Origin of the sequence: Bacillus cereus group sp. RP43 (assembly GCF_040459645.1) — a bacterium.
Taxonomy (GTDB): domain Bacteria; phylum Bacillota; class Bacilli; order Bacillales; family Bacillaceae_G; genus Bacillus_A; species Bacillus_A mycoides_C.
In genome coordinates, this window is record NZ_JARVHQ010000001.1 from 5,012,271 (window position 1) to 5,034,859 (window position 22,589).

A 22,589-nucleotide genomic window follows, 5' to 3' on the forward strand; every position below is an offset into this window, starting at 1 on the left:
CTATTCTCCATTACGACCGCACCCATGCCAAAATACAAGCTAAACAAAGTAAGCTTACAATTGTTACTGTATCACTTATTTTCCAGCGTAGTTGCCTAAATTTAGTACGTCCTTCGCCACTTCGATATCCACGAGCTTCCATCGCAATCGCTAAGTCCTCTGCACGCTTAAAAGCACTGATAAATAGTGGAACGAGTAGTGAGATAATAGCTTTCATCCTATCTTTTATCGGTCCCCCAGCAAAATCAATACCACGTGACGCCTGCGCTTTCATAATTTTACTCGTTTCATCCATTAATGTGGGGATAAATCGAAGAGAAATTGACATCATTAATGCGATTTCATGAACAGGAACTTTCATACGCTTCAACGGCTTTAATAAAGTCTCTAAACCATCTGTAATCTCAATTGGTGTCGTTGTTAACGTTAATAATGTCGTCATTAAAATAATAACGAAAAATCGTATAGAAATGTAGATTCCTTGCTCTAATCCTTTTTCATGTATCGAAAACCAACCAAGCTGGAATAGTACTTCCCCTTCTTTATTTGTAAAAATATGCAGGAAAAATGTAAAAAGAAAAATCCATAAAATTGGTTTTAAGCCCGAAAGTACATAACGAATCGGCACTTTTGCAAAAAATAAAGCAATGAGTGCATATAAAAATAAAAATCCATATGAAATCGCATTATTTGCTAAGAAAACAACAAATACATATAAAAAGACAATCAACAGCTTCGTACGAGGATCAAGTTGATGAATGAGTGACTGACCTGGAATGTATCTCCCAATAATCAACTGCTGCATGATTCATGACCACCTTTTCGTAACACCTGTACAACTTCATGAGTAAGATCCTCTAAAGATAAGGTAGCCTTCGAAATTGAAATACCAAACTTCTCTTCAATTGCACGTTTATACTTTAAAGACATTGGAAGATCCACACCGATTTGTTCTAATTCATCAGCATGTGAAAATACTTCCTCTGCTCTTCCTTGCAAAAAGACCGTTCCTTTATGCATGACCACTATTTGATCTGCATACTTAGCGGCATCCTCCATATTATGGGTGACAAGAATGACTGTAAGCCCCTGTTCCTTATGCAAATTGTAAAACATCTCCATGAGCTCGTGCTGTCCTTTCGGATCAAGCCCCGCTGTAGGTTCATCTAATACAAGCACTTCGGGTTCCATCGCAAGTACGCCTGCTATTGCAACACGCCTCATTTGCCCACCGCTTAATTCAAACGGAGAACGTGCTAATAATTCTATGTCCAATCCAACAAGCTGGATTGCATCCTTTGCCTTTTGTTTCGCCTCTTCTTCAGATACACCAAAATTAGTAGGCCCAAAACAAATGTCCTTTTCAACTGTTTCTTCAAATAGTTGATGTTCTGGAAACTGAAAGACAACCCCTACTTTTTTTCGTAGCGGCTTAAGTTTCTTCTCTTTCTTCCCTGCTGAAATTAAATGTTCACCAATTTGAACCGTACCATTTGTCGGCTGCAATAAACCATTTAAATGTTGAATCATCGTCGACTTACCTGAACCAGTATGACCGATAATGGCATAATAGCCCCCACTTGGAAACGACACGTCTACATCATAAAGTGCGCGTCTTTCAAATGGAGTTTTATATTGATAACGATGTTCTACTTTTTGGAATGTAATCTCCAAAGTTCGTTCACCAAGCTTTCCATTGTAAGATGCATATTTTGCAAGTGAATTTCATTTCTTTTTAATAATTCTGCTATTTTTACCGAAAAAGGTACATCTAATCCAATCTCTTGGAGCATATGAGAGGATTTGAAAATTTGCTCTGGAGTACCTTCCTCTAATATTTCTCCCTTGTTCAAAATAATAATACGGTCTGACTGTGCCGCTTCTTCTAAATCGTGCGTAATTGATAAAACCGTAATACCCTTTTGACTAACAAGTTGTCTGACCGTTTCTACTACTTCACGTCTTCCCTGAGGGTCTAACATTGAAGTTGCTTCATCTAGTATTAAAATAGATGGCTGAAGTGCTAAAATACCTGCTATTGCGACTCGCTGCTTTTGTCCACCAGATAACGAATGGGGTTCTTCATTTAAAAAATCTTCCATACGGACAAGTTGCAGAGCTTGTTCTAGTCTTTCTATCATCTGCTCCCTTGGCATTCCGATGTTCTCAAGGCCGAATACAACGTCATCTTGTACTGTCGTTCCAACAAATTGATTATCTGGATTTTGAAATACCATCCCAATTTGTTTTCGAACATCCCATACTGTTTCCTCTGATAAAATCATTGTATCATTTACAGTAATTGTCCCTGATTCCGGTAAAAATAAGCCATTCAATAATTTTGCAAGTGTAGACTTCCCTGAACCATTTTGTCCAATAACAGATACCCATTCTCCTTCATATAAGGAAAACGAAACATCTTTTAATGCATAAGAGGCTGCCCCAGGATATTGAAATGATATATTTTCTGTCCGAAGTTTCTCTTTTTTCAATACAAGGCACCCTTTCTATCGCCAAGTTAGCCTATTTTTTTATACTTAAAAAAAAAGGGCCATGACCAGTTACTTGAAAAGAACTGTCCTGCCCTTTTAATCATCATTATACTAACTCGATAATTACCATTGGTGCTGCGTCTCCGCGACGTGGACCAATTTTTGCAATACGAGTGTATCCGCCTTGGCGCTCAGCATAGCGTGGAGCTACATCAGCGAATAATTTTTGAAGTGCATCTTGACCAGTCTCAGCGTTAGCAACCTCATTACGGATGAAAGCTGCTGCTTGACGACGAGCATGAAGATCTCCGCGTTTACCTAAAGTGATCATTTTTTCCACTACAGAACGAAGTTCTTTTGCACGAGTTTCTGTCGTTTGGATGCGCTCGTTGATAATTAAATCAGTAGCTAAATCACGTAACATAGCTTTACGTTGCGCACTTGTACGGCCTAATTTTCTGTATGCCATTCGTAGTTCCCTCCTTTGTTGATGGGTTTAAATCCTCAGTCGTCTTTACGTAAACCTAAACCTAATTCCTCAAGTTTATGTTTAACTTCTTCTAAGGATTTACGTCCTAAGTTACGAACTTTCATCATATCTTCTTCTGTTTTGTTCGCAAGCTCTTGTACAGTATTAATTCCTGCACGTTTTAGGCAATTATAAGAACGAACAGAAAGATCCAGTTCTTCGATAGTCATCTCTAGAACTTTTTCTTTTTGATCTTCTTCCTTCTCGACCATAATCTCAGCATTTTGTGCTTCGTCAGTTAAACCAACAAAGATATTTAAATGCTCAGTTAAGATTTTGGCACCTAAAGAGATAGCTTCTTTTGGCCCGATGCTTCCATCCGTCCATACATCAAGCGTAAGCTTATCATAATTAGCCACTTGTCCGACACGTGTCTTTTCCACTTGGTAAGTAACACGTGATACTGGAGTATAAATAGAATCAATAGGAATTACTCCTATTGGTTGATCTTCGCTTTTATTTGCATCAGCTGGCGTATACCCACGGCCACGCTTTGCAGTTAAACGCATGCGGAAATGCGCATTTTTTGCTAACGTCGCAATGTGTAAATCTGGATTTAAGATTTCAACATCACTATCGTGAGTAATATCAGCAGCTGTGACAATACCTTCGCCCTGTACATCGATTTCCAACGTCTTCTCTTCTTCAGAGTAGATTTTAAGAGCTAACTTTTTCAAGTTTAAGATGATCGTCGTAACGTCCTCTACTACGCCCTCAACTGTTGAAAATTCGTGTAAAACGCCATCGATTTGGATAGCAGTTACAGCGGCACCAGGGAGTGAGGATAAAAGAATACGACGTAAGGAGTTACCCAAAGTAGTACCATATCCACGCTCAAGCGGTTCAATCACGAATTTGCCATACTTAGCATCTTCGTTAAGTTCAACCGTTTCGATTTTCGGTTTTTCGATTTCAATCATTAACTAAACCCTCCTTCAAAACGTCGAAACCCCGGTTAAACAAAGGAAGAACCTCTGTTCAACCGAAAGTCCCCCTTAGGCAGTTCCCGATTGTGCACAACAAGCGATGTTTCTGTACGAAATTTCTCGATAATGCATCATATCCATTATAGACAAAAGGGAAAATTCTATACAGAAAAATTACACACGACGACGTTTTGGTGGACGACATCCATTATGAGGAACTGGAGTAACATCTCTAATTGCTGTTACTTCTAGGCCTGCAGCTTGAAGAGCACGAATTGCAGCTTCACGACCAGCACCAGGACCTTTAACAGTAACCTCTAAAGTTTTTAAACCATGCTCCATTGCAACTTTAGAAGCAGCTTCAGCAGCCATTTGCGCAGCGAATGGAGTAGATTTACGAGATCCACGGAAACCAAGTGCACCAGCACTAGACCAAGAAAGTGCGTTACCGTGAGTATCTGTAAGAGTTACGATTGTGTTGTTGAAAGTAGAACGAATATGAGCTATACCAGCTTCAATATTCTTTTTCACACGTTTTTTACGAGTGTTTGTTTTACGTGCCATTGTTAGTTCAACCTCCTTTACTTATTATTTCTTTTTATTTGCTACTGTACGACGTGGACCTTTACGTGTACGAGCATTGTTTTTAGAGTTTTGACCACGAACTGGTAAACCACGACGGTGACGAAGACCACGGTAAGAACCGATCTCCATTAGACGTTTAATGTTAAGAGATACTTCACGACGAAGGTCTCCCTCAACTTTAATACGATCGATGATATCACGGATACGTCCTAATTCATCTTCCGATAAATCACGAACTCGTGTTTCCGAAGAAATACCAGCTTCTGTAAGAATTTTTTCAGCAGTTGTGCGACCAATGCCGAATACGTAAGTTAAAGAAATAACAACGCGCTTGTCACGAGGAATATCTACACCTGCGATACGTGCCATTCTGAATGCACCTCCTTCTGATTAACCTTGTTTTTGTTTATGTTTAGGGTTTTCACAAATAACCATTACTTTTCCACGTCTACGAATAACTTTACATTTTTCGCAGATTGGTTTAACTGACGGTCTTACTTTCATGTCTCGAACCTCCTTAAAGATTACGGAGTGCTATATTATTTAAAACGGTACGTAATACGACCACGATTTAAATCGTACGGAGATAATTCTACCGTAACTTTGTCTCCTGGTAAAATACGAATGAAGTTCATACGGATTTTACCAGAAACGTGAGCCAATACGACATGCCCATTCTCTAATTCTACTTTGAACATAGCATTTGGCAACGTTTCAAGAACGGTACCTTCGACTTCAATTACATCATCTTTAGCCATTCAATAGTTCTCCCTTCTTCAAATCAGTAACATTTTACACTGCTCTGAAATCCCGGAGAGCCAGCTACTTATAAAGTGGTAAGGATTTCGTATCCTGCTTCTGTAAGAGCAATCGTGTGCTCAAAATGGGCACACCATTTACCATCTACCGTTACCACTGTCCAGTCATCAGATAGTGTTTTTACATATCGTCTTCCTTGATTCACCATCGGCTCAACACAGATGACCATTCCCGGCTTTAATCTAGGGCCTCTATTTGGTGGACCATAGTGCGGGATTTGAGGGTCCTCATGTAAGTCTTGCCCGATTCCGTGACCAACATACTCCCTAACGATCGAGAATCCATTCTCTTCAGCATGGGTTTGAACCGCATGCGAGATATTTGATAATCTTTCGCCTGGTTTTACTTGTTCTAGACCAAGATACAACGATTTTTCTGTGACATCAAGTAGCTTTTGAACAGATTCAGAAATGTTTCCAACTGGATACGTCCATGCAGAATCTCCATGGTACCCATTGTATTTCGCACCAATATCGATACTGATGATATCGCCCTCTTCGAGCTTACGCTTCCCTGGAATCCCGTGTACAAGCTCTTCATTTACAGAAGCACATATGCTCCCCGGAAATCCGTTGTATCCTTTAAAAGATGGCGTAGCACCATATTTTCGAATCGTCTTTTCCGCTATTTGATCGAGCTCTTTCGTTGTAATTCCTGGAGTAATTTGTTGTTTCAACTCTTGATGAGTTAAAGCAACGATCCTGCCAGCTTCTCGCATGATTTCTATCTCGCGAGGAGTTTTGCAGATGATCATTACGCTAAGCCTCCGATGAGAACATCGATATCAGCAAATACTTTATTGATATCTTGCTCACCATTAATGCTTTCTAAGTAACCAAGCTCCTCGTAGAAATCAAGCAAAGGTTTTGTTTGCTTAATATTTACATCTAAACGATTTGCTACAGTTTCTTCATTGTCATCAGAGCGTTGATATAATTCGCCACCACATTTATCGCACACATCAGCTTTTGCTGGTGGATTGAATTCTAAGTGGTAAGTCGCACCGCACTCTTTACAAATGCGACGGCCTGTAAGGCGTGTTAATAACAACCCTGAATCCACATTAATGTTTAAAACATAGTCGATTTTTTTGCCAAGATCTTTCATAATCTCTTCAAGAGCTGATGCTTGTGCAACAGTTCGTGGGAAACCATCTAATAAGAAGCCTTTAATACAGTCTTCCTGACTTAAACGTTCACGAACAATTCCGATTGTAACTTCATCTGGAACAAGCGCACCTTTATCAATAAAAGATTTTGCTTGTAAACCAAGTTCAGTTTCAGCCTTCATAGCTGCACGGAACATATCTCCTGTTGAGATGTGAGGGATGTTATACTTGGCAACAATCTGTTCGGCTTGTGTACCTTTACCAGCACCAGGAAGCCCCATTAAAATTAAGTTCATCCTTGTTCCCCCTCAGTACATGAGCATGTAGGGAAGACAATTCTTCCCACTTACTCACTGCTTGATAAACCCTTTGTAATGGCGTTTTACCAATTGGCTTTCTAGCTGCTTCATTGTTTCTAAAGCAACGCCGACAACGATTAACATACTCGTTCCACCAATCTGTGCAGATGGAGGAAGATTTCCCAATTTCGTAAAGATAACTGGTAATATTGCAATCGCTGCTAGGAAAATTGATCCCACAAAGGTCAAACGATACAAGATTTTTGTTAGATATTGTTCTGTATTCTTACCCGGACGAATACCTGGAACATATCCACCTTGCTTGTTTAGATTCTCTGACATTTGCTCTGGATTAACCTGAACAAATGCATAGAAATATGTGAAGGCTACAATGAGCGCAACATATATAATCATTCCCACTGGGTGAGAATAGTTAAAGTTTGCAATAATCCACTGCGACACATCATGTTTCGGGAAGAACTGTGCAATAGTTGGAGGCGTAATTAAGAATGAAACAGCAAAAATGACTGGAATAACACCCGCACTATTTACCTTAAGTGGTAAATGAGTGTTTTGTGCTCCAGCATGATTCCCATTCCCTCCTGTTACACGCTTCGCATATTGAATTGGAATCTTTCTAACAGCCTGTTGAATGAAAATAACACCAACAATAACTGCTAGCACAGCTAGTAAGATCAATGCAACTTTAACGATACTCATGAACAATTGATCTCCGATATTTTGAAACTGTTGTTGATACACTTGAGATATAACACTTGGGATCGCTGCGGCAATACCACCAAAGATGAGGATGGAAATACCATTACCTACACCTTTAGATGTAATCTGTTCACCTAACCACATTAAAAATGCAGTACCAGCAGTCAGTACCGTAGCAATGTATAAATAAGTGCTCCAACCAGGATTCAAAATTAATTGCCCACCTACCATACCGTTAAAACCGATCGACATACCAAACCCCTGAATAAACGCAAGAACAATTGTAAAGTAACGCGTGAATTGCGTTAGTTTACGACGGCCCATTTCACCTTGCTTCGACCATTCCGAAAATTTAGGAACAACATCCATCTGCAATAATTGCACGATGATGGATGCTGTAATATACGGCATGATTCCCATCGCGAAGATGGAGAAGTTCTTCAAGGCGCCACCGCCAAATGTATTTAGTATACCTAAGGCATTTAATTGATCTTGTGCTTTCAGTACGTCTCCATTTGTAAATGGCACTGGGATAAACGTGCCAATCCTGAATACGATTAACATCGCTAAAGTGAATAATATTTTACGTCTTATCTCAGCAACGCGCATAAAGTTGGAGATTGTACGAAACATTAGATCACCTCAACTGATCCGCCAGCTGCTTCAATTGCTTCTTTAGCACTTGAAGAGAACTTGTGCGCTTTAACAGTTAATTTTTTCTCTACTGCACCGCTTGCAAGAATTTTAACACCGTCGTTTAATTTGCTGATAACGCCAGTTTCCAGCAATAATTCAGGTGTTACTTCTGTACCATCTTCAAAACGATTTAACGTTGATAAGTTTACAATAGTAAACTCTTTACGGTTAATGTTTGTGAAGCCGCGTTTTGGTAAACGACGGAATAGTGGAGTTTGACCACCTTCGAAGCCAAGACGAACACCGCCGCCAGAACGTGCGTTTTGTCCTTTATGACCTCTACCAGCAGTTTTACCGTTACCAGAACCGATACCACGACCGACACGGTTACGTACTTTACGAGAACCTTCTGCAGGTTTTAATTCATGAAGTTTCATTCCCAGGCACCTCCTTATATTAATGAGTTATCCTTAAGCTTCTTTTACAGTTATAAGGTGAGAAACTTTGTTGATCATACCAAGAATAGCAGGAGTTTCTTCCTTAACTACAGTTGAATTCAACTTTTTAAGACCTAAAGCTTCTACCGTCGCACGTTGATCTTGTGGACGACCAATTACACTACGAGTGAGGGTAATTTCTAACTTTTTCGCCATTTGTTTTCCCTCCTTAACCTAGTAGCTCTTCTACAGATTTACCGCGTAATTTTGCAACATCTTCAGCGCGCTTAAGTTCGCTTAATCCGTTCACAGTAGCGCGAATCATGTTGATTGGTGTGTTAGAACCAAGAGATTTCGAAAGAATGTCTTGTACACCAGCTAATTCTAGTACCGCACGAACAGGTCCACCAGCAATAACACCAGTACCCTCAGCAGCAGGTTTTAAGAATACTTCACCAGCTCCAAAATGACCGTTGATTGTGTGTGGAATTGTTGTACCAACTAATGGTACTGCGATTAGGTTTTTCTTAGCGTCTTCGATAGCTTTACGAATTGCGTCTGGTACCTCTTGTGCTTTACCAGTACCGAATCCAACATGACCGTTTTTATCGCCAACTACAACTAGTGCAGCAAAGCGGAAACGACGACCACCCTTAACAACTTTCGCGACACGATTTATCGTAACTACACGTTCTTCAAGTTCTAATTTACTTGGGTCAATGCGTTGCATCAATTTTCCCTCCTTTGACCATTAAAATTGTAATCCAGCCTCACGAGCAGCTTCAGCTAGAGCTTTAACACGGCCATGGTATAAGTAACCACCGCGATCAAATACTACTTCTTTAACGCCTTTCTCTACAGCACGCTTAGCAACTGATTCTCCAACTTTCGTAGCAGCTTCAGTATTGCTAGTACCGTTAAGAGCAAGGTCTTTATCAAGAGTAGATGCACTTACTAATGTTACACCATTTACATCATCAATAACTTGAGCGTAAATATGTTGGTTAGAACGGTACACGTTTAAACGTGGACGTTCTGCAGTACCAGTAAGTTTAGCACGTACACGTGCATGTCTTTTCTTACGAGTCGCATTTTTAGCAGCTTTAGTGATCATTCTTGTCACTCCTTTCTCTCACCTAACGGGTTTACTTAGCAGTTTTACCTTCTTTACGACGAACAACTTCGCCTTCGTAACGAATACCTTTACCTTTATATGGTTCAGGAGCACGTACAGCACGGATGTTAGCAGCAAATTCGCCAACACGTTGCTTGTCGATACCTTTAATTACGATTTTAGTTGGTGCAGGTACTTCAACTTCAAGACCTGCTTCCGGAGTCATTTCTACTGGATGAGAATAACCTACGCTTAAAACAAGTTTATCTCCTTGTTTTTGAGCACGGTAACCAACACCGACTAATTCAAGTCCGCGTGCGAAACCTGCAGTTACACCTTCAACCATGTTTCCGATTAAAGCACGAGTTGTACCGTGTAATGCACGGTGTTCCTTCTGTTCAGATGGACGCTCAACTGTTAGTGTATTTTCTTCAATTTTGATAGACATATCAGCATTGAATGTACGAGTTAATTCACCTTTAGGGCCTTTTACTGTTACAGTATTGTCTTCTGCAATTGTAATAGTAACACCTGCAGGGATTTCAAGAATCTTTTTACCAATACGAGACATGTGGTCACACCTCCGTTCGTTTTAAATATATATTACCAAACGTATGCTACTACTTCTCCACCAGTTTGTAATTGACGAGCGTCTTTGTCTGTCATTACTCCCTTAGATGTAGAAACAAGAGCGATACCTAATCCGTTAAGTACACGTGGTACTTCGTCAGCTTTAGCGTAAACGCGTAAGCCAGGTTTACTGATACGTTTTAATCCAGTGATTACACGTTCATTGTTTGCACCATATTTCAGGAAAATACGAAGGATACCTTGTTTGTTATCCTCGATGTATTCTACATCACGAATGAAACCTTCACGTTTTAAAAGTTCAGCGATCTCTTTTTTGATTTTAGAAGCAGGAACCTCTAATTTCTCATGACGTACCATGTTCGCATTACGGATGCGAGTAAGCATGTCTGCAATTGGATCTGTCATCACCATGTGTTTTACCTCCTTCCCATTTGTGGGTTTTACCAACTAGCTTTTTTAACACCAGGAATTTGACCTTTATATGCAAGTTCACGGAAACAAATACGGCAAAGCTTAAATTTGCGGTATACAGAATGCGGACGACCGCAGCGTTCGCAACGTGTATACTCTTGTACTTTAAACTTAGGAGTACGCTTTTGTTTCGCGATCATAGATTTTTTAGCCACGTTTTCGCCTCCTCTACTTAGCGTTGGCTTCCATTATTTTTGGAATGGCATACCGAATTGTGTTAAAAGTTCACGAGCTTCTTCATCAGTTTTCGCTGTAGTAACGATTACGATGTCCATACCGCGGACTTTACTTACTTTATCATAATCAATCTCAGGGAAAATTAGTTGCTCTTTAACACCTAATGTGTAGTTCCCACGACCATCGAATGATTTCTTAGAAACACCACGGAAATCACGTACACGTGGTAAAGAAACTGATACTAATTTGTCGAAGAACTCATACATTTGTTGTCCGCGTAAAGTTACTTTCGCACCGATTGGCATACCTTCACGAAGACGGAAACCAGCGATTGATTTTTTAGCGCGAGTTACAACAGGTTTTTGACCTGCGATTTGAGTTAATTCTTCTACTGCATTGTCTAAAGCTTTTGAGTTAGATACCGCGTCACCAACACCAGTGTTGATTACGATCTTTTCGATTTTCGGTACTTCCATCACAGATTTATAGTTAAACTTGCTCATTAGAGCAGGAGTAATTTCCTTTTGGAACTTCTCTTTAAGGCGATTCAATGAAGTGACCTCCTTTCTTAAGAAAATTATTTATCTAATAATTCACCAGATTTTTTTGCAATACGAACTTTTTTACCATCTTCTACTTTGAAGCCTACGCGAGTAGGTTCGCCTGTTTTCGGATCTAATACCATAACATTAGAAACGTGAATAGGTGCTTCTTTCGTAATAATTCCACCTTGTGGATTTAATTGAGATGGCTTAGAGTGTTTTTTAACGATGTTAACACCCTCAACGATAACACGGTTTTGCTTTGGGAAAGCCACAAGGATAACGCCTTGTTTTCCTTTGTCTTTACCAGTGATTACCTGAACTTTATCACCTTTTTTTACATGCATCTTAATTCTGCACCTCCTTAGCAAGGCAATACCTTAAATTATAGAACTTCTGGAGCTAAAGAAACGATCTTCATGAAGTTGCTATCACGTAATTCACGAGCTACTGGTCCGAAGATACGAGTACCACGTGGGCTCTTATCGTCTTTGATGATAACCGCTGCGTTTTCATCAAATTTAATGTAAGAACCGTCCGGACGACGAGCTCCGCTCTTCGTACGTACCACTACTGCCTTAACAACGTCACCTTTTTTAACAACGCCACCTGGTGTTGCTTGTTTTACCGTAGCAACGATAATATCACCAATGTTAGCATATTTACGACCAGAGCCGCCCAATACTTTAATTGTTAAAAGTTCACGTGCACCAGAGTTGTCAGCAACTTTCAAACGAGATTCTTGTTGGATCATGTTATGAAACCTCCCTTCGGACTAAAAATTCCGATTCGTCTATTTAGATAACAACCGCTTCTTCAACGATTTCAACTAAACGGAAACGCTTAGTAGCAGAAAGCGGGCGAGTTTCCATGATTTTAACGATATCGCCAAGTTTTGCTTGGTTTTGCTCATCATGGGCTTTGTACTTTTTAGAATACTTAACACGTTTTCCGTACAAGGAATGAGTTTTGTAAGTTTCAACTAAAACTGTAATCGTTTTGTCCATTTTATCAGACACAACACGACCAGTATAAACTTTGCGTTGGTTACGTTCGCTCACTATGCAAACCTCCCCTCAATTTATCGATTAATTCCGATCTCTCTTTCACGAACTACAGTTTTCATACGAGCAATCGCTTTACGCACTTCACGGATGCGAGTTGGATTCTCTAATTGTCCTGTAGCAAGTTGGAAGCGAAGATTGAATAATTCTTCCTTTAAAGCTTTAACTTTTGTTTCGATTTCGGCAGTGGTTAATTCACGAATATCATTAGTTTTCATTAGATTCACCACCATTTTCTTCACGTTTTACGAATTTACATTTCACAGGTAACTTGTGAGCTGCAAGACGTAATGCTTCGCGTGCTACCTCTTCAGATACACCCGCGATTTCAAACATAATTTTCCCAGGTTTTACTACTGCTACCCAGCCTTCTGGTGCCCCTTTACCGGAACCCATACGTACTTCTAGAGGTTTTGCAGTGTAAGGTTTAGAAGGGAAAATTTTAATCCATACTTTACCGCCACGTTTCATGTAACGAGTCATTGCACGACGAGCAGCTTCGATTTGACGGTTTGTAATCCATGAAGCAGCTTGTGCTTGTAAACCGAATTCACCGAAAGCAATTTCAGTTCCACCTTTTGCACGACCACGCATTTTACCACGATGCTCTCTACGATATTTTACGCGTTTTGGCATTAACATATTATTTTCCTCCTTCCTCAGAAGCTTTCTTTTTTGTAGGAAGGACTTCTCCACGGTAGATCCATACTTTTACGCCTAATTTACCGTATGTTGTATCAGCTTCAACTGCTGCATAGTCAATATCAGCGCGAAGTGTATGAAGTGGAACAGTTCCTTCACTGTAAGATTCTGCACGAGCGATATCAGCTCCGCCAAGACGACCAGAAACCTGTGTTTTAATACCTTTTGCTCCTGCACGCATAGCACGTTGAATAACTTGCTTTTGTGCACGACGGAATGATACACGGTTTTCTAATTGACGAGCGATGTTTTCGCCTACTAATTTAGCGTTAAGATCAGCTCTCTTAACTTCTAAAATGTTAATGTGTACACGCTTGCCTGTTAATTGGTTAAGTGCTTTACGAAGTGCTTCAACTTCAGTACCACCTTTACCAATTACCATACCAGGTTTTGCAGTGTGAATTGTAACATTTACACGATTTGCTGCACGTTCGATTTCTACTTTAGCAACAGCAGAATCTTTTAAGCGTACAGTAATGTACTCACGGATTTTGATGTCTTCATGTAATAATGTAGCGTAATCTTTCTCAGCGAACCAACGAGATTCCCAGTCACGGATAACACCGACACGAAGACCAATTGGATTAACCTTCTGACCCATCGATTATCCCTCCTTCTTTTCTGATACCACAACTGTGATGTGGCTTGTGCGTTTGTTAATTTGGCTTGCACGACCCATTGCACGTGGACGGAAACGTTTCAACGTTGGACCTTCGTCAACGAAGACTTTTTCAACAACTAGGTTGTTAATATCCATCTCATAATTGTGCTCTGCATTTGCGATTGCAGATTTTAAAACTTTTTCTACAACTGGAGAAGCAGTTTTTGGTGTGTGGTTAAGGATAGCAATCGCTTCACCCACTTGCTTACCTCGGATTAAGTCTACTACTAAACGAACTTTACGAGGAGCAATACGAACTGTTCTCGCTACTGCTTTAGCTTGCATTGAAGTGCCTCCTCTCATTATCTTCTAGTTTTCTTATCGTCAGCAAGGTGACCTTTATACGTACGAGTTGGTGCGAATTCACCTAACTTATGGCCAACCATATCCTCAGTGATGTACACAGGTACGTGTTTACGACCATCATATACAGCGATTGTGTGTCCGATGAACTGAGGGAAGATAGTTGAACGGCGAGACCAAGTTTTAACAACTTGTTTTTGCTCAGATGCAACTAATTTTTCCATTTTGCTCATTAAGTGATCATCGACAAATGGTCCTTTTTTTAAGCTACGAGCCATTTTGGTGCCTCCCTTCGTGATTGGCGTACGGTTCTTGAAGCGAACCGTACTACAATCCCATTATTTTTTACGACGACGAACGATAAATTTATCAGACGCTTTGTTTTTCTTACGAGTCTTGAATCCAAGAGTTGGTTTACCCCATGGAGACATTGGAGACTTACGTCCGATTGGAGAGCGACCTTCACCACCACCGTGTGGGTGATCAACCGGGTTCATTACAGAACCACGAACTGTTGGGCGCTTACCTAACCAGCGAGAGCGACCTGCTTTACCGATTTTGATAAGTTCGTGTTGTTCGTTACCAACTTGACCGATTGAAGCGCGACAAGCAGATAATACAAGACGTACTTCACCAGAAGTTAAACGTACAAGTACGTATTTTCCTTCTTTACCAAGTACTTGAGCAGATGTACCAGCAGAACGAACTAATTGTCCGCCACGACCAGGCTTAAGCTCGATGTTATGAACAACAGTACCTACTGGAATGTTGATTAATGGTAATGCGTTACCGATTTTAATGTCAGCTTCAGGGCCAGACATAACTTCCATACCTACTTCTAAAGTTTTAGGAGCAAGAATGTAACGTTTTTCACCGTCAACGTAGTTAATTAATGCGATATTCGCAGAGCGGTTTGGATCATATTCGATCGTAGCAACGCGTCCTGGAATTCCATCTTTATTACGCTTAAAGTCGATGATACGGTATTGACGCTTATGTCCGCCACCTTGATGACGTACAGTAATTTTACCTTGGTTATTACGACCAGCCTTTTTGCTTAAAGGAGCAAGTAAAGACTTTTCCGGTCTGTCAGTCGTGATTTCAGCGAAATCATTCGTAGTCATGTTACGACGACCGTTAGTAGTTGGATTATACTTTTTAATTCCCATCTCAATTTCCCTCCTTCTTTAGTAAGAATTAAACGCCTTGGAAGATTTCGATTTCTTTGCTGTCAGCAGTTAGCTTAACGATTGCTTTACGACGACGGCTAGTAAAACCAGCGTGACGACCAACGCGTTTTGCTTTCGGCTTGTAGTTCATGATGTTTACTTTGTCTACATTAACACCAAAGATCGCTTCGATAGCGTCTTTAACTTCTGTTTTATTAGATTTAACGTCCACGTCGAACGTGTATTTTTTTTCAGCCATCATTTCCATAGAACGTTCAGTGATAACTGGGCGCTTAATGATATCACGAGGATCTCTCATTATGCAAGCACCTCCTCTACTTTTTCCACTGCCGCTTTTGTCATGATTAGCTTATCATGATGAAGCACATCTAGCACGTTTACGCCATCAGCAGTGATTACTGTTACTCCAGGGATATTGCGAGCAGATAACTCTACAGATTCGTTTGCATCAGCAGTTACGATAAGAGCTTTCTTCTCAACAGTTAATCCTTTAAGTACTGCTACCATGTCTTTTGTTTTTGGTGCATTTAACACTAGGTCCTCAAGAACTACAATGTTGTTCTCAACTACTTTAGTAGCTAATGCAGATTTAATCGCTAAACGACGAACTTTCTTAGGAAGTTTGTACGCATAGCTTCTTGGTGTAGGTCCGAATACCGTACCACCACCACGCCATTGAGGAGAGCGGATAGAACCTTGACGAGCACGTCCAGTTCCTTTTTGACGCCATGGTTTACGACCACCACCGCGAACTTCAGAGCGAGTTTTTACTTTGTGTGTACCTTGACGTAAAGATGCACGTTGCATCATTACAGCTTCGAAAAGTACAGCTTCATTTGGTTCGATACCGAAAATAGCTTCAGCTAATTCGATTTCACCAACCTGTGAACCAGTTTGGTTATATACAGTAACTTTTGGCATTGGAATTCCTCCTTCCTATTGTGAATTATTTGCTAACCTTCACAGCGCCTTGAACAACTACAAGAGATTTCTTAGCACCTGGAACGTTACCTTTTACTAGTAATAAGTTGCGCTCAGTGTCAACTTGAACGATTTCTAAGTTTTGGATAGTAACTTGGTCTCCACCCATACGTCCAGCAAGTTTTTTGCCTTTAAATACACGGTTCGGAGCAACTGGGCCCATTGAACCTGGACGACGGTGATAGCGAGAACCATGAGACATAGGTCCGCGAGATTGTCCGTGGCGTTTGATAACACCTTGGAAACCTTTACCTTTAGAAATTCCTGTTACGTCAACGATTTCACCTGCAGCGAAAACTTCAACTTTTACCTCTTGACCAACCTCTAATCCGTCCACGTCTGCATCGCGGATTTCGCGAATGAAGCGCTTAGGAGTTGTAGATGCTTTAGCAGTGTGGCCTTGTTCAGGTTTGTTAGTTAACTTTTCACGTTTATCTTCGAATCCTAACTGGATTGCATTGTAGCCATCAGTTTCAGTTGTTTTCTTTTGAAGAACAACGTTTGGATTAGCAGCGATTACCGTTACTGGGATTAACTCACCGTTCTCAGCAAATACTTGAGTCATACCGATCTTTCTTCCTAAGATTCCTTTGGTCATGAGTTACACCTCCTACATTTTTAAGTTATATAAATTATAGTTTAATTTCGATATCTACACCAGACGGTAAGTCTAAACGCATTAATGAATCTACTGTTTGCGGAGTAGGACTCACGATATCGATTAAACGTTTGTGTGTGCGCATTTCGAATTGCTCACGAGAATCTTTGTACTTATGAACAGCACGAAGAATTGTGTAAATAGTCTTCTCAGTTGGTAATGGGATCGGACCAGAAACTGTTGCCCCAGAACGCTTAGCTGTTTCTACAATTTTCTCAGCTGATTGATCAAGAATACGGTGATCATAAGCTTTTAAACGGATACGAATTTTTTCTTTTGCCATTATTTTCCCTCCTTCGTTCGCCTATTTCTAAAATAGACCTTCTCCATGGAAATTTCCCCACACCATGCCATGGCAAAGCGGCCGGGTGTGTCAGCAACCTTCCACTTCATCGCAGTCAAAGACCAACATTGTCTATTATACAATGTTATTCGTCTAGATGCAAGCATCTTTTTGTTTGCATCTGCTTTTCTCTACTTTTGCTATTATACATGGCACTTTAAAGAATATCAAGTTTTCACCCGCTCTTATTTAACTTACAGTTTTTGGGTGTTATCGTCGTTTTTATATACTATAGAAGAAACTCATTCAAAAATCGAAAACACGCCTCTTTCTTCTATATTAATAAGCAATAAAAAAACTCAAGGGAGAATCCCTTGAGTTTTTAATAATCTATTTAAAGATTACTCAGCAACGATTGTAGCAACTACACCGTAACCTACTGTACGTCCACCTTCACGAATAGAGAATTTAGTTCCCTCTTCGATAGCGATTGGAGCGATAAGTTCGATAGTCATTTCGATGTTGTCACCAGGCATTACCATTTCAGTACCTTCTGGTAATTGGATGATACCAGTTACGTCAGTTGTACGGAAGTAGAACTGAGGACGGTAGTTAGCGAAGAATGGAGTATGACGTCCACCTTCTTCTTTAGATAATACGAAAACTTCAGCTTTGAATTTAGCGTGAGCTTTTACAGAGCCAGTTTTAGCAAGAACTTGTCCACGTTGGATGTCTTCACGAGCAACCCCACGAAGAAGAGCACCGATGTTGTCTCCAGCTTGAGCTTGGTCAAGAAGCTTACGGAACATTTCTACACCAGTTACAGTTGTAGAAGCATTCTCTTCAGCAAGACCGATAATTTCTACTACGTCACCAACTTTAACGATTCCGCGCTCTACACGACCAGTTGCAACTGTACCACGACCTGTGATAGAGAATACATCCTCGATAGGCATTAAGAATGGTTTGTCAGTTTCACGTTCTGGAGTTGGGATGTAAGCATCAACTTCAGTCATTAATTCAATGATTTTTGCTTCCCAATCAGCTTCTCCTTGAAGAGCTTTAAGAGCAGAACCTTTGATTACAGGAATGTCGTCGCCTGGGAATCCGTATTCAGATAATAGGTCGCGAACTTCCATTTCTACTAATTCTAATAATTCTTCGTCGTCTACCATGTCGCATTTGTTTAAGAATACAACGATGTAAGGAACACCTACTTGACGAGAAAGAAGGATGTGCTCACGTGTTTGAGGCATTGGGCCATCAGCAGCAGATACTACTAAGATACCGCCGTCCATTTGAGCAGCACCAGTGATCATGTTTTTAACATAGTCAGCGTGACCTGGGCAGTCAACGTGTGCATAGTGACGAGTTTCAGTTTCGTACTCAACGTGTGCAGTTGAGATTGTGATTCCGCGCTCTCTTTCTTCTGGAGCAGCGTCGATTTGATCGTATCCGCGTGCTTCAGCACCACCAGCTTTTGCAAGAACTGTAGTGATCGCAGCAGTTAATGTAGTTTTACCATGGTCAACGTGGCCGATTGTACCGATGTTAACATGGGGTTTAGAACGTTCGAATTTAGCTTTAGCCATTCTAAATTCCTCCTTAGTTTATATAGGTTATTTTATATTCAGACTAGAAAGTGAAACTTACGTCCCACTTTCTAAGCTTACATAAGTAGTTATACTTGAACAATCGATAAAAATCAATTATTCACCTTTATTTTTTTTAATAATTTCTTCAGAAACAGACTTCGGTACTTCTTCATAATGATCAAATGTCATTGAGAATGTTCCGCGTCCTTGAGTGTTAGAACGTAATGCCGTTGCATAACCGAACATTTCAGAAAGTGGAACCATAGCGCGAACAACTTGAGCGTTACCGCGAGCTTCCATACCTTCTACACGTCCACGACGAGATGTTACGTCGCCCATAATGTCACCCATGTACTCTTCAGGAATTACAACTTCAACTTTCATCATTGGCTCAAGAATTACTGGGCTACATTTAGAAACCGCAGCTTTAAGCGCCATAGATGCAGCGATTTTGAACGCCATCTCAGATGAATCGACATCATGGTAAGATCCGTCAACTAACGCAGCTTTGATGTCAACTAGTGGATAACCAGCTAGTACACCATTTTTAAGTGAGTCTTCAAGACCCGCTCCAACAGCTGGGATGTATTCACGTGGAACTACACCGCCGACGATTTTGTTTTGGAATTCAAAACCTTTACCTTCTTCATTAGGTTCAAACTCAATCCAAACGTGACCGAATTGTCCACGACCACCAGATTGACGAGCGAACTTACCTTCAACTTTCGCAGCAGCGCGGAAAGTCTCACGGTATGCTACCTGAGGAGCACCAACGTTTGCTTCCACTTTGAATTCACGGCGCATACGGTCAACGATGATATCAAGGTGAAGTTCACCCATACCAGCGATGATTGTTTGGCCAGTTTCTTGGTCAGTGTGAGCACGGAATGTTGGATCTTCTTCAGAAAGCTTAGATAATGCTGTACCCATTTTATCTTGGTCAGCTTTAGATTTTGGTTCGATAGCTACAGAGATAACTGGTTCTGGGAATTCCATAGACTCAAGGATAACAAGACTCTTCTCATCACAAAGAGTATCACCAGTAGTAGTATCTTTTAAACCTACAGCAGCAGCGATATCACCAGCGTAAACTGTTGAAATTTCTTCACGGCTGTTAGCGTGCATTTGTAGGATACGACCTACACGCTCACGCTTACCTTTAGTTGAGTTTTTCACGTATGATCCAGAGTTTAACACACCAGAGTACACACGGAAGAACGTTAACTTACCAACATAAGGGTCAGTCATGATTTTGAATGCTAAAGCTGCGAATGGTTCTTCATCGCTAGACTTACGTTCTACAGCTTCATCTGTATCCGGAAGAGTACCTTTAATAGCAGGTACATCTAATGGAGATGGTAGGTAGTCGATAACTGCGTCTAACAGAATTTGAACACCTTTATTTTTGAATGCAGAACCACAGATTACTGGGAAGAATTCTACAGAAGTTGTAGCCTTACGGATACCAGCTTTAAGCTCTTCTACAGTGATTTCTTCACCTTCTAGGTACTTCATCATCATTTCTTCATCAAGCTCAGCTACCGCTTCAATAAGTTTTCCACGGTATTCTTCAGCTAATTCTTTGTGCTCTTCAGGAATTTCGACACGCTCGATGTCTGTTCCTAAATCGTTACCGTACATGTAAGCACACTCTTCAACAAGATCAATGATACCATTGAACTCATCTTCAGCACCGATTGGTAACTGAATTGGATGTGCGTTTGCTTGTAAACGATCGTGGATTGTTCCTACAGAGTATAAGAAATCTGCACCAATCTTATCCATTTTGTTAACGAATACGATACGAGGTACACCGTAAGTAGTAGCCTGACGCCAAACAGTTTCTGTTTGTGGTTCTACACCAGATTGTGCATCAAGTACTGCTACCGCGCCATCAAGTACACGTAAAGAACGTTCTACTTCTACTGTGAAATCTACGTGTCCTGGAGTGTCAATGATGTTTACACGGTGACCTTTCCATTGAGCTGTAGTTGCAGCAGAAGTAATTGTGATACCACGCTCTTGCTCTTGCTCCATCCAGTCCATCTGAGATGCACCTTCATGAGTTTCACCGATTTTATGAATACGTCCTGTGTAATACAGAATACGCTCAGTTGCTGTTGTTTTACCAGCATCGATGTGAGCCATGATACCAATATTACGAGTGTTTTCTAAAGAGAACTCTCTTGTCATTTGGTGTCTTGCTCCTTCCATATATGGATTGGATTATTTTATTTTAAGTAGCAAAAAAGCCACTTTATATTGTTACATATGCCAGTGTCTTGTACCCTCATTATGTAAAACGAGCGCCCAACGAAAGGGAGAGGCATTCTCCCTCTCCACACTTCCATAAGCGACAAATAAAGCGGTTTATGCTTACATTTATTTTACGTTGAATCCTACCAACGGTAATGAGCAAATGCTTTGTTAGCTTCTGCCATTTTATGAGTGTCTTCACGTTTCTTAACAGATGCACCAGCGTTGTTAGCTGCATCTAAGATTTCGTAAGCTAGACGCTCTTCCATAGTTTTTTCACCACGAAGACGAGCATAGTTTACTAACCAGCGAAGACCTAAAGTTGTACGGCGTTCTGGACGAACCTCAACTGGAACTTGGTAGTTAGCACCACCAACACGACGAGCGCGTACTTCAAGAACAGGCATGATGTTCTTAAGAGCTTGCTCGAATACTTCCATTGGTTCTTTATCTGAACGTTCACGAACGATATCGAAAGCGTTATAAAGAATTGTTTGAGATTTACCTTTTTTACCGTCAACCATCATTTTGTTGATTAGGCGTGTTACAAGTTTAGAATTGTACATTGGATCTGGTAACACGTCACGTTTCGCAACAGGTCCTTTACGAGGCATATTGAGTTCCTCCTTTCATTATAAGTTTATTATTTTTTAGCAGGTTTTGGTCGCTTAGTACCATATTTAGAACGTCCTTGCATACGTTTGTCAACACCAGCTGTATCAAGCGCACCACGAACGATGTGGTAACGTACCCCTGGTAAATCCTTTACTCGACCACCGCGAATTAATACTACGCTATGCTCTTGTAGGTTATGACCGATACCTGGGATGTAAGCTGTAACTTCAATACCATTTGTTAAACGTACACGAGCGTATTTACGTAACGCTGAGTTCGGTTTCTTCGGAGTCATTGTACCAACACGAGTACATACACCACGTTTTTGAGGTGCAGAGATATCAGTTGATTTTTTCTTTAAAGAATTAAAACCTTTGTTTAACGCAGGTGATTTAGACTTCCATACTTTATCAGTACGACCATTTCTCACTAATTGGTTAATAGTAGGCATTTGATTATCCTCCCTTCGCATGTTTGTATGACCACATATCCAGGTGGTTCATTATTAGTTGAAAACAAAGTTTTTGCAAGGAAGAGCAAATGCTCTCTCCTCACAAAAACAGTTTTAACTTATTATTCCTATTGCTGAAGCTCCCACTTGAATCCCCGAAACTTTTCCAAGCTTACGAACTGATTCAACTTTGGTTATGGGTATGTTATGTTGCAAAGCAGTACGAATGATAACGTGAGTTAATCTCACATCAGCATCTTCGGCAATGACAACTTCTTTAACTATACCATCTTTGATTGCTTCCAATGTTCGTTTATGACCAACGACTACATTTTCAGCATTTGACACTTTTTGATAAGACATATAAATATCCTCCAAAGCATC

Annotated in this window: 38 protein-coding genes; all 38 read right to left on the minus strand. The window is 40.5% G+C overall.

The annotated features are described in order from the left end of the window. Positions 1-10: 10 nt before the first annotated feature. Positions 11-805, minus strand: coding sequence for an energy-coupling factor transporter transmembrane component T family protein (locus tag QCI75_RS25985; protein WP_070140538.1), 795 nt, complete (start codon positions 803-805; stop codon positions 11-13). Further along, positions 793-1,674, minus strand: coding sequence for an energy-coupling factor ABC transporter ATP-binding protein (locus QCI75_RS25990; RefSeq protein WP_002113327.1), 882 nt, complete (start codon positions 1,672-1,674; stop codon positions 793-795). Before QCI75_RS25990 ends, QCI75_RS25985 begins: the two co-directional genes overlap by 13 nt. Then, positions 1,650-2,492, minus strand: coding sequence for an energy-coupling factor ABC transporter ATP-binding protein (locus QCI75_RS25995; RefSeq protein ID WP_353761443.1), 843 nt, complete (start codon positions 2,490-2,492; stop codon positions 1,650-1,652). The genes QCI75_RS25990 and QCI75_RS25995 overlap by 25 nt, the downstream gene beginning before the upstream one ends. A gap of 106 nt (positions 2,493-2,598) precedes the next feature. Beyond that, a complete protein-coding gene (gene rplQ / locus QCI75_RS26000; RefSeq protein WP_000331490.1) occupies positions 2,599-2,961 on the minus strand; it encodes a 50S ribosomal protein L17 in 363 nt (120 codons plus the stop codon). Positions 2,962-2,996: 35 nt separating this feature from the next. After that, a complete protein-coding gene (locus tag QCI75_RS26005) occupies positions 2,997-3,941 on the minus strand; it encodes a DNA-directed RNA polymerase subunit alpha (RefSeq protein WP_000569644.1) in 945 nt (314 codons plus the stop codon). Positions 3,942-4,121: 180 nt separating this feature from the next. Beyond that, entirely contained in the window at positions 4,122-4,511 is a 390-nt protein-coding gene (rpsK, locus tag QCI75_RS26010; RefSeq protein WP_002009745.1) for a 30S ribosomal protein S11, read from the minus strand. A 24-nt stretch (positions 4,512-4,535) separates the two neighbouring features. Next, the gene (gene rpsM / locus QCI75_RS26015) at positions 4,536-4,901 is read right to left on the minus strand and encodes a 30S ribosomal protein S13 (RefSeq protein ID WP_002009746.1); all 366 of its coding nucleotides are present in this window, start codon (positions 4,899-4,901) and stop codon (positions 4,536-4,538) included. Positions 4,902-4,922: 21 nt separating this feature from the next. Continuing rightward, complete coding sequence (rpmJ, locus tag QCI75_RS26020; RefSeq protein ID WP_000868344.1) at positions 4,923-5,036, minus strand: 50S ribosomal protein L36; 114 nt, start codon at positions 5,034-5,036, stop codon at positions 4,923-4,925. A 35-nt stretch (positions 5,037-5,071) separates the two neighbouring features. Beyond that, on the minus strand, positions 5,072-5,290 hold the full coding sequence (infA, locus tag QCI75_RS26025) for a translation initiation factor IF-1 (protein ID WP_001029884.1): 219 nt from the start codon (positions 5,288-5,290) through the stop codon (positions 5,072-5,074). A gap of 68 nt (positions 5,291-5,358) precedes the next feature. Next, the gene (gene map, locus QCI75_RS26030; protein WP_098778585.1) at positions 5,359-6,105 is read right to left on the minus strand and encodes a type I methionyl aminopeptidase; all 747 of its coding nucleotides are present in this window, start codon (positions 6,103-6,105) and stop codon (positions 5,359-5,361) included. Continuing rightward, positions 6,105-6,755 (minus strand): adenylate kinase, encoded by a 651-nt coding sequence (locus QCI75_RS26035; RefSeq protein WP_098778584.1) that lies wholly within the window; start codon positions 6,753-6,755, stop codon positions 6,105-6,107. The genes map and QCI75_RS26035 overlap by 1 nt, the downstream gene beginning before the upstream one ends. A 54-nt stretch (positions 6,756-6,809) precedes the next feature. Then, positions 6,810-8,111: a preprotein translocase subunit SecY gene (gene secY / locus QCI75_RS26040; RefSeq protein ID WP_070140535.1), complete on the minus strand. Its 1,302-nt coding sequence runs from the start codon at positions 8,109-8,111 to the stop codon at positions 6,810-6,812. After that, on the minus strand, positions 8,111-8,551 hold the full coding sequence (rplO, locus tag QCI75_RS26045; protein ID WP_002009754.1) for a 50S ribosomal protein L15: 441 nt from the start codon (positions 8,549-8,551) through the stop codon (positions 8,111-8,113). Before rplO ends, secY begins: the two co-directional genes overlap by 1 nt. A 33-nt stretch (positions 8,552-8,584) precedes the next feature. Continuing rightward, positions 8,585-8,767, minus strand: coding sequence for a 50S ribosomal protein L30 (gene rpmD, locus QCI75_RS26050; protein ID WP_001085231.1), 183 nt, complete (start codon positions 8,765-8,767; stop codon positions 8,585-8,587). A 13-nt stretch (positions 8,768-8,780) separates the two neighbouring features. After that, complete coding sequence (gene rpsE / locus QCI75_RS26055; RefSeq protein ID WP_002009759.1) at positions 8,781-9,281, minus strand: 30S ribosomal protein S5; 501 nt, start codon at positions 9,279-9,281, stop codon at positions 8,781-8,783. 21 nt (positions 9,282-9,302) lie between these two features. Then, positions 9,303-9,665 (minus strand): 50S ribosomal protein L18, encoded by a 363-nt coding sequence (rplR, locus tag QCI75_RS26060; RefSeq protein ID WP_002009761.1) that lies wholly within the window; start codon positions 9,663-9,665, stop codon positions 9,303-9,305. 31 nt (positions 9,666-9,696) lie between these two features. Then, positions 9,697-10,236: a 50S ribosomal protein L6 gene (gene rplF / locus QCI75_RS26065; RefSeq protein ID WP_002115328.1), complete on the minus strand. Its 540-nt coding sequence runs from the start codon at positions 10,234-10,236 to the stop codon at positions 9,697-9,699. Positions 10,237-10,268: 32 nt separating this feature from the next. Continuing rightward, positions 10,269-10,667: a 30S ribosomal protein S8 gene (rpsH, locus tag QCI75_RS26070; protein WP_000245511.1), complete on the minus strand. Its 399-nt coding sequence runs from the start codon at positions 10,665-10,667 to the stop codon at positions 10,269-10,271. Between the two features lie 29 nt (positions 10,668-10,696). Then, positions 10,697-10,882, minus strand: a complete 186-nt coding sequence (rpsN, locus tag QCI75_RS26075) for a 30S ribosomal protein S14 (RefSeq protein ID WP_001085700.1) — start codon at positions 10,880-10,882, stop codon at positions 10,697-10,699. 33 nt (positions 10,883-10,915) lie between these two features. Further along, a complete protein-coding gene (rplE, locus tag QCI75_RS26080; RefSeq protein ID WP_002091528.1) occupies positions 10,916-11,455 on the minus strand; it encodes a 50S ribosomal protein L5 in 540 nt (179 codons plus the stop codon). A gap of 26 nt (positions 11,456-11,481) precedes the next feature. Continuing rightward, positions 11,482-11,793, minus strand: coding sequence for a 50S ribosomal protein L24 (gene rplX, locus QCI75_RS26085; protein ID WP_000558201.1), 312 nt, complete (start codon positions 11,791-11,793; stop codon positions 11,482-11,484). Positions 11,794-11,831: 38 nt separating this feature from the next. Then, positions 11,832-12,200 carry a 50S ribosomal protein L14 gene (rplN, locus tag QCI75_RS26090; protein ID WP_000615912.1) on the minus strand — a complete coding sequence of 123 codons (369 nt, stop codon included), beginning with the start codon at positions 12,198-12,200 and terminating at the stop codon, positions 11,832-11,834. 43 nt (positions 12,201-12,243) lie between these two features. After that, positions 12,244-12,507 carry a 30S ribosomal protein S17 gene (rpsQ, locus tag QCI75_RS26095; RefSeq protein ID WP_002091526.1) on the minus strand — a complete coding sequence of 88 codons (264 nt, stop codon included), beginning with the start codon at positions 12,505-12,507 and terminating at the stop codon, positions 12,244-12,246. 20 nt (positions 12,508-12,527) lie between these two features. After that, positions 12,528-12,728: a 50S ribosomal protein L29 gene (gene rpmC, locus QCI75_RS26100; protein WP_000855718.1), complete on the minus strand. Its 201-nt coding sequence runs from the start codon at positions 12,726-12,728 to the stop codon at positions 12,528-12,530. Then, on the minus strand, positions 12,718-13,152 hold the full coding sequence (gene rplP, locus QCI75_RS26105; RefSeq protein ID WP_000928969.1) for a 50S ribosomal protein L16: 435 nt from the start codon (positions 13,150-13,152) through the stop codon (positions 12,718-12,720). Before rplP ends, rpmC begins: the two co-directional genes overlap by 11 nt. Before the next feature lies 1 nt (position 13,153). Continuing rightward, the gene (gene rpsC / locus QCI75_RS26110) at positions 13,154-13,813 is read right to left on the minus strand and encodes a 30S ribosomal protein S3 (RefSeq protein WP_000529958.1); all 660 of its coding nucleotides are present in this window, start codon (positions 13,811-13,813) and stop codon (positions 13,154-13,156) included. A gap of 3 nt (positions 13,814-13,816) precedes the next feature. After that, on the minus strand, positions 13,817-14,158 hold the full coding sequence (gene rplV / locus QCI75_RS26115; protein WP_001148024.1) for a 50S ribosomal protein L22: 342 nt from the start codon (positions 14,156-14,158) through the stop codon (positions 13,817-13,819). 17 nt (positions 14,159-14,175) lie between these two features. Next, the gene (gene rpsS, locus QCI75_RS26120; protein WP_000124454.1) at positions 14,176-14,454 is read right to left on the minus strand and encodes a 30S ribosomal protein S19; all 279 of its coding nucleotides are present in this window, start codon (positions 14,452-14,454) and stop codon (positions 14,176-14,178) included. A gap of 60 nt (positions 14,455-14,514) precedes the next feature. After that, positions 14,515-15,345, minus strand: coding sequence for a 50S ribosomal protein L2 (gene rplB, locus QCI75_RS26125; protein ID WP_000511584.1), 831 nt, complete (start codon positions 15,343-15,345; stop codon positions 14,515-14,517). A gap of 28 nt (positions 15,346-15,373) precedes the next feature. Next, entirely contained in the window at positions 15,374-15,664 is a 291-nt protein-coding gene (gene rplW, locus QCI75_RS26130) for a 50S ribosomal protein L23 (protein ID WP_001205557.1), read from the minus strand. After that, the gene (rplD, locus tag QCI75_RS26135) at positions 15,664-16,287 is read right to left on the minus strand and encodes a 50S ribosomal protein L4 (protein ID WP_001127261.1); all 624 of its coding nucleotides are present in this window, start codon (positions 16,285-16,287) and stop codon (positions 15,664-15,666) included. The genes rplW and rplD overlap by 1 nt, the downstream gene beginning before the upstream one ends. A 25-nt stretch (positions 16,288-16,312) precedes the next feature. Then, complete coding sequence (gene rplC, locus QCI75_RS26140; RefSeq protein ID WP_000160209.1) at positions 16,313-16,945, minus strand: 50S ribosomal protein L3; 633 nt, start codon at positions 16,943-16,945, stop codon at positions 16,313-16,315. 34 nt (positions 16,946-16,979) lie between these two features. Beyond that, complete coding sequence (rpsJ, locus tag QCI75_RS26145; protein ID WP_001040595.1) at positions 16,980-17,288, minus strand: 30S ribosomal protein S10; 309 nt, start codon at positions 17,286-17,288, stop codon at positions 16,980-16,982. Between the two features lie 401 nt (positions 17,289-17,689). Beyond that, a complete protein-coding gene (gene tuf / locus QCI75_RS26150) occupies positions 17,690-18,880 on the minus strand; it encodes an elongation factor Tu (protein WP_001029616.1) in 1,191 nt (396 codons plus the stop codon). Positions 18,881-18,997: 117 nt separating this feature from the next. After that, a complete protein-coding gene (gene fusA, locus QCI75_RS26155; RefSeq protein WP_100062070.1) occupies positions 18,998-21,076 on the minus strand; it encodes an elongation factor G in 2,079 nt (692 codons plus the stop codon). A 206-nt stretch (positions 21,077-21,282) separates the two neighbouring features. Then, positions 21,283-21,753, minus strand: a complete 471-nt coding sequence (gene rpsG / locus QCI75_RS26160; RefSeq protein ID WP_001137492.1) for a 30S ribosomal protein S7 — start codon at positions 21,751-21,753, stop codon at positions 21,283-21,285. 29 nt (positions 21,754-21,782) lie between these two features. Next, positions 21,783-22,205, minus strand: a complete 423-nt coding sequence (gene rpsL / locus QCI75_RS26165; protein ID WP_001142341.1) for a 30S ribosomal protein S12 — start codon at positions 22,203-22,205, stop codon at positions 21,783-21,785. A gap of 114 nt (positions 22,206-22,319) precedes the next feature. Continuing rightward, entirely contained in the window at positions 22,320-22,568 is a 249-nt protein-coding gene (locus QCI75_RS26170; protein WP_070140532.1) for a ribosomal L7Ae/L30e/S12e/Gadd45 family protein, read from the minus strand. Positions 22,569-22,589: the final 21 nt, after the last annotated feature.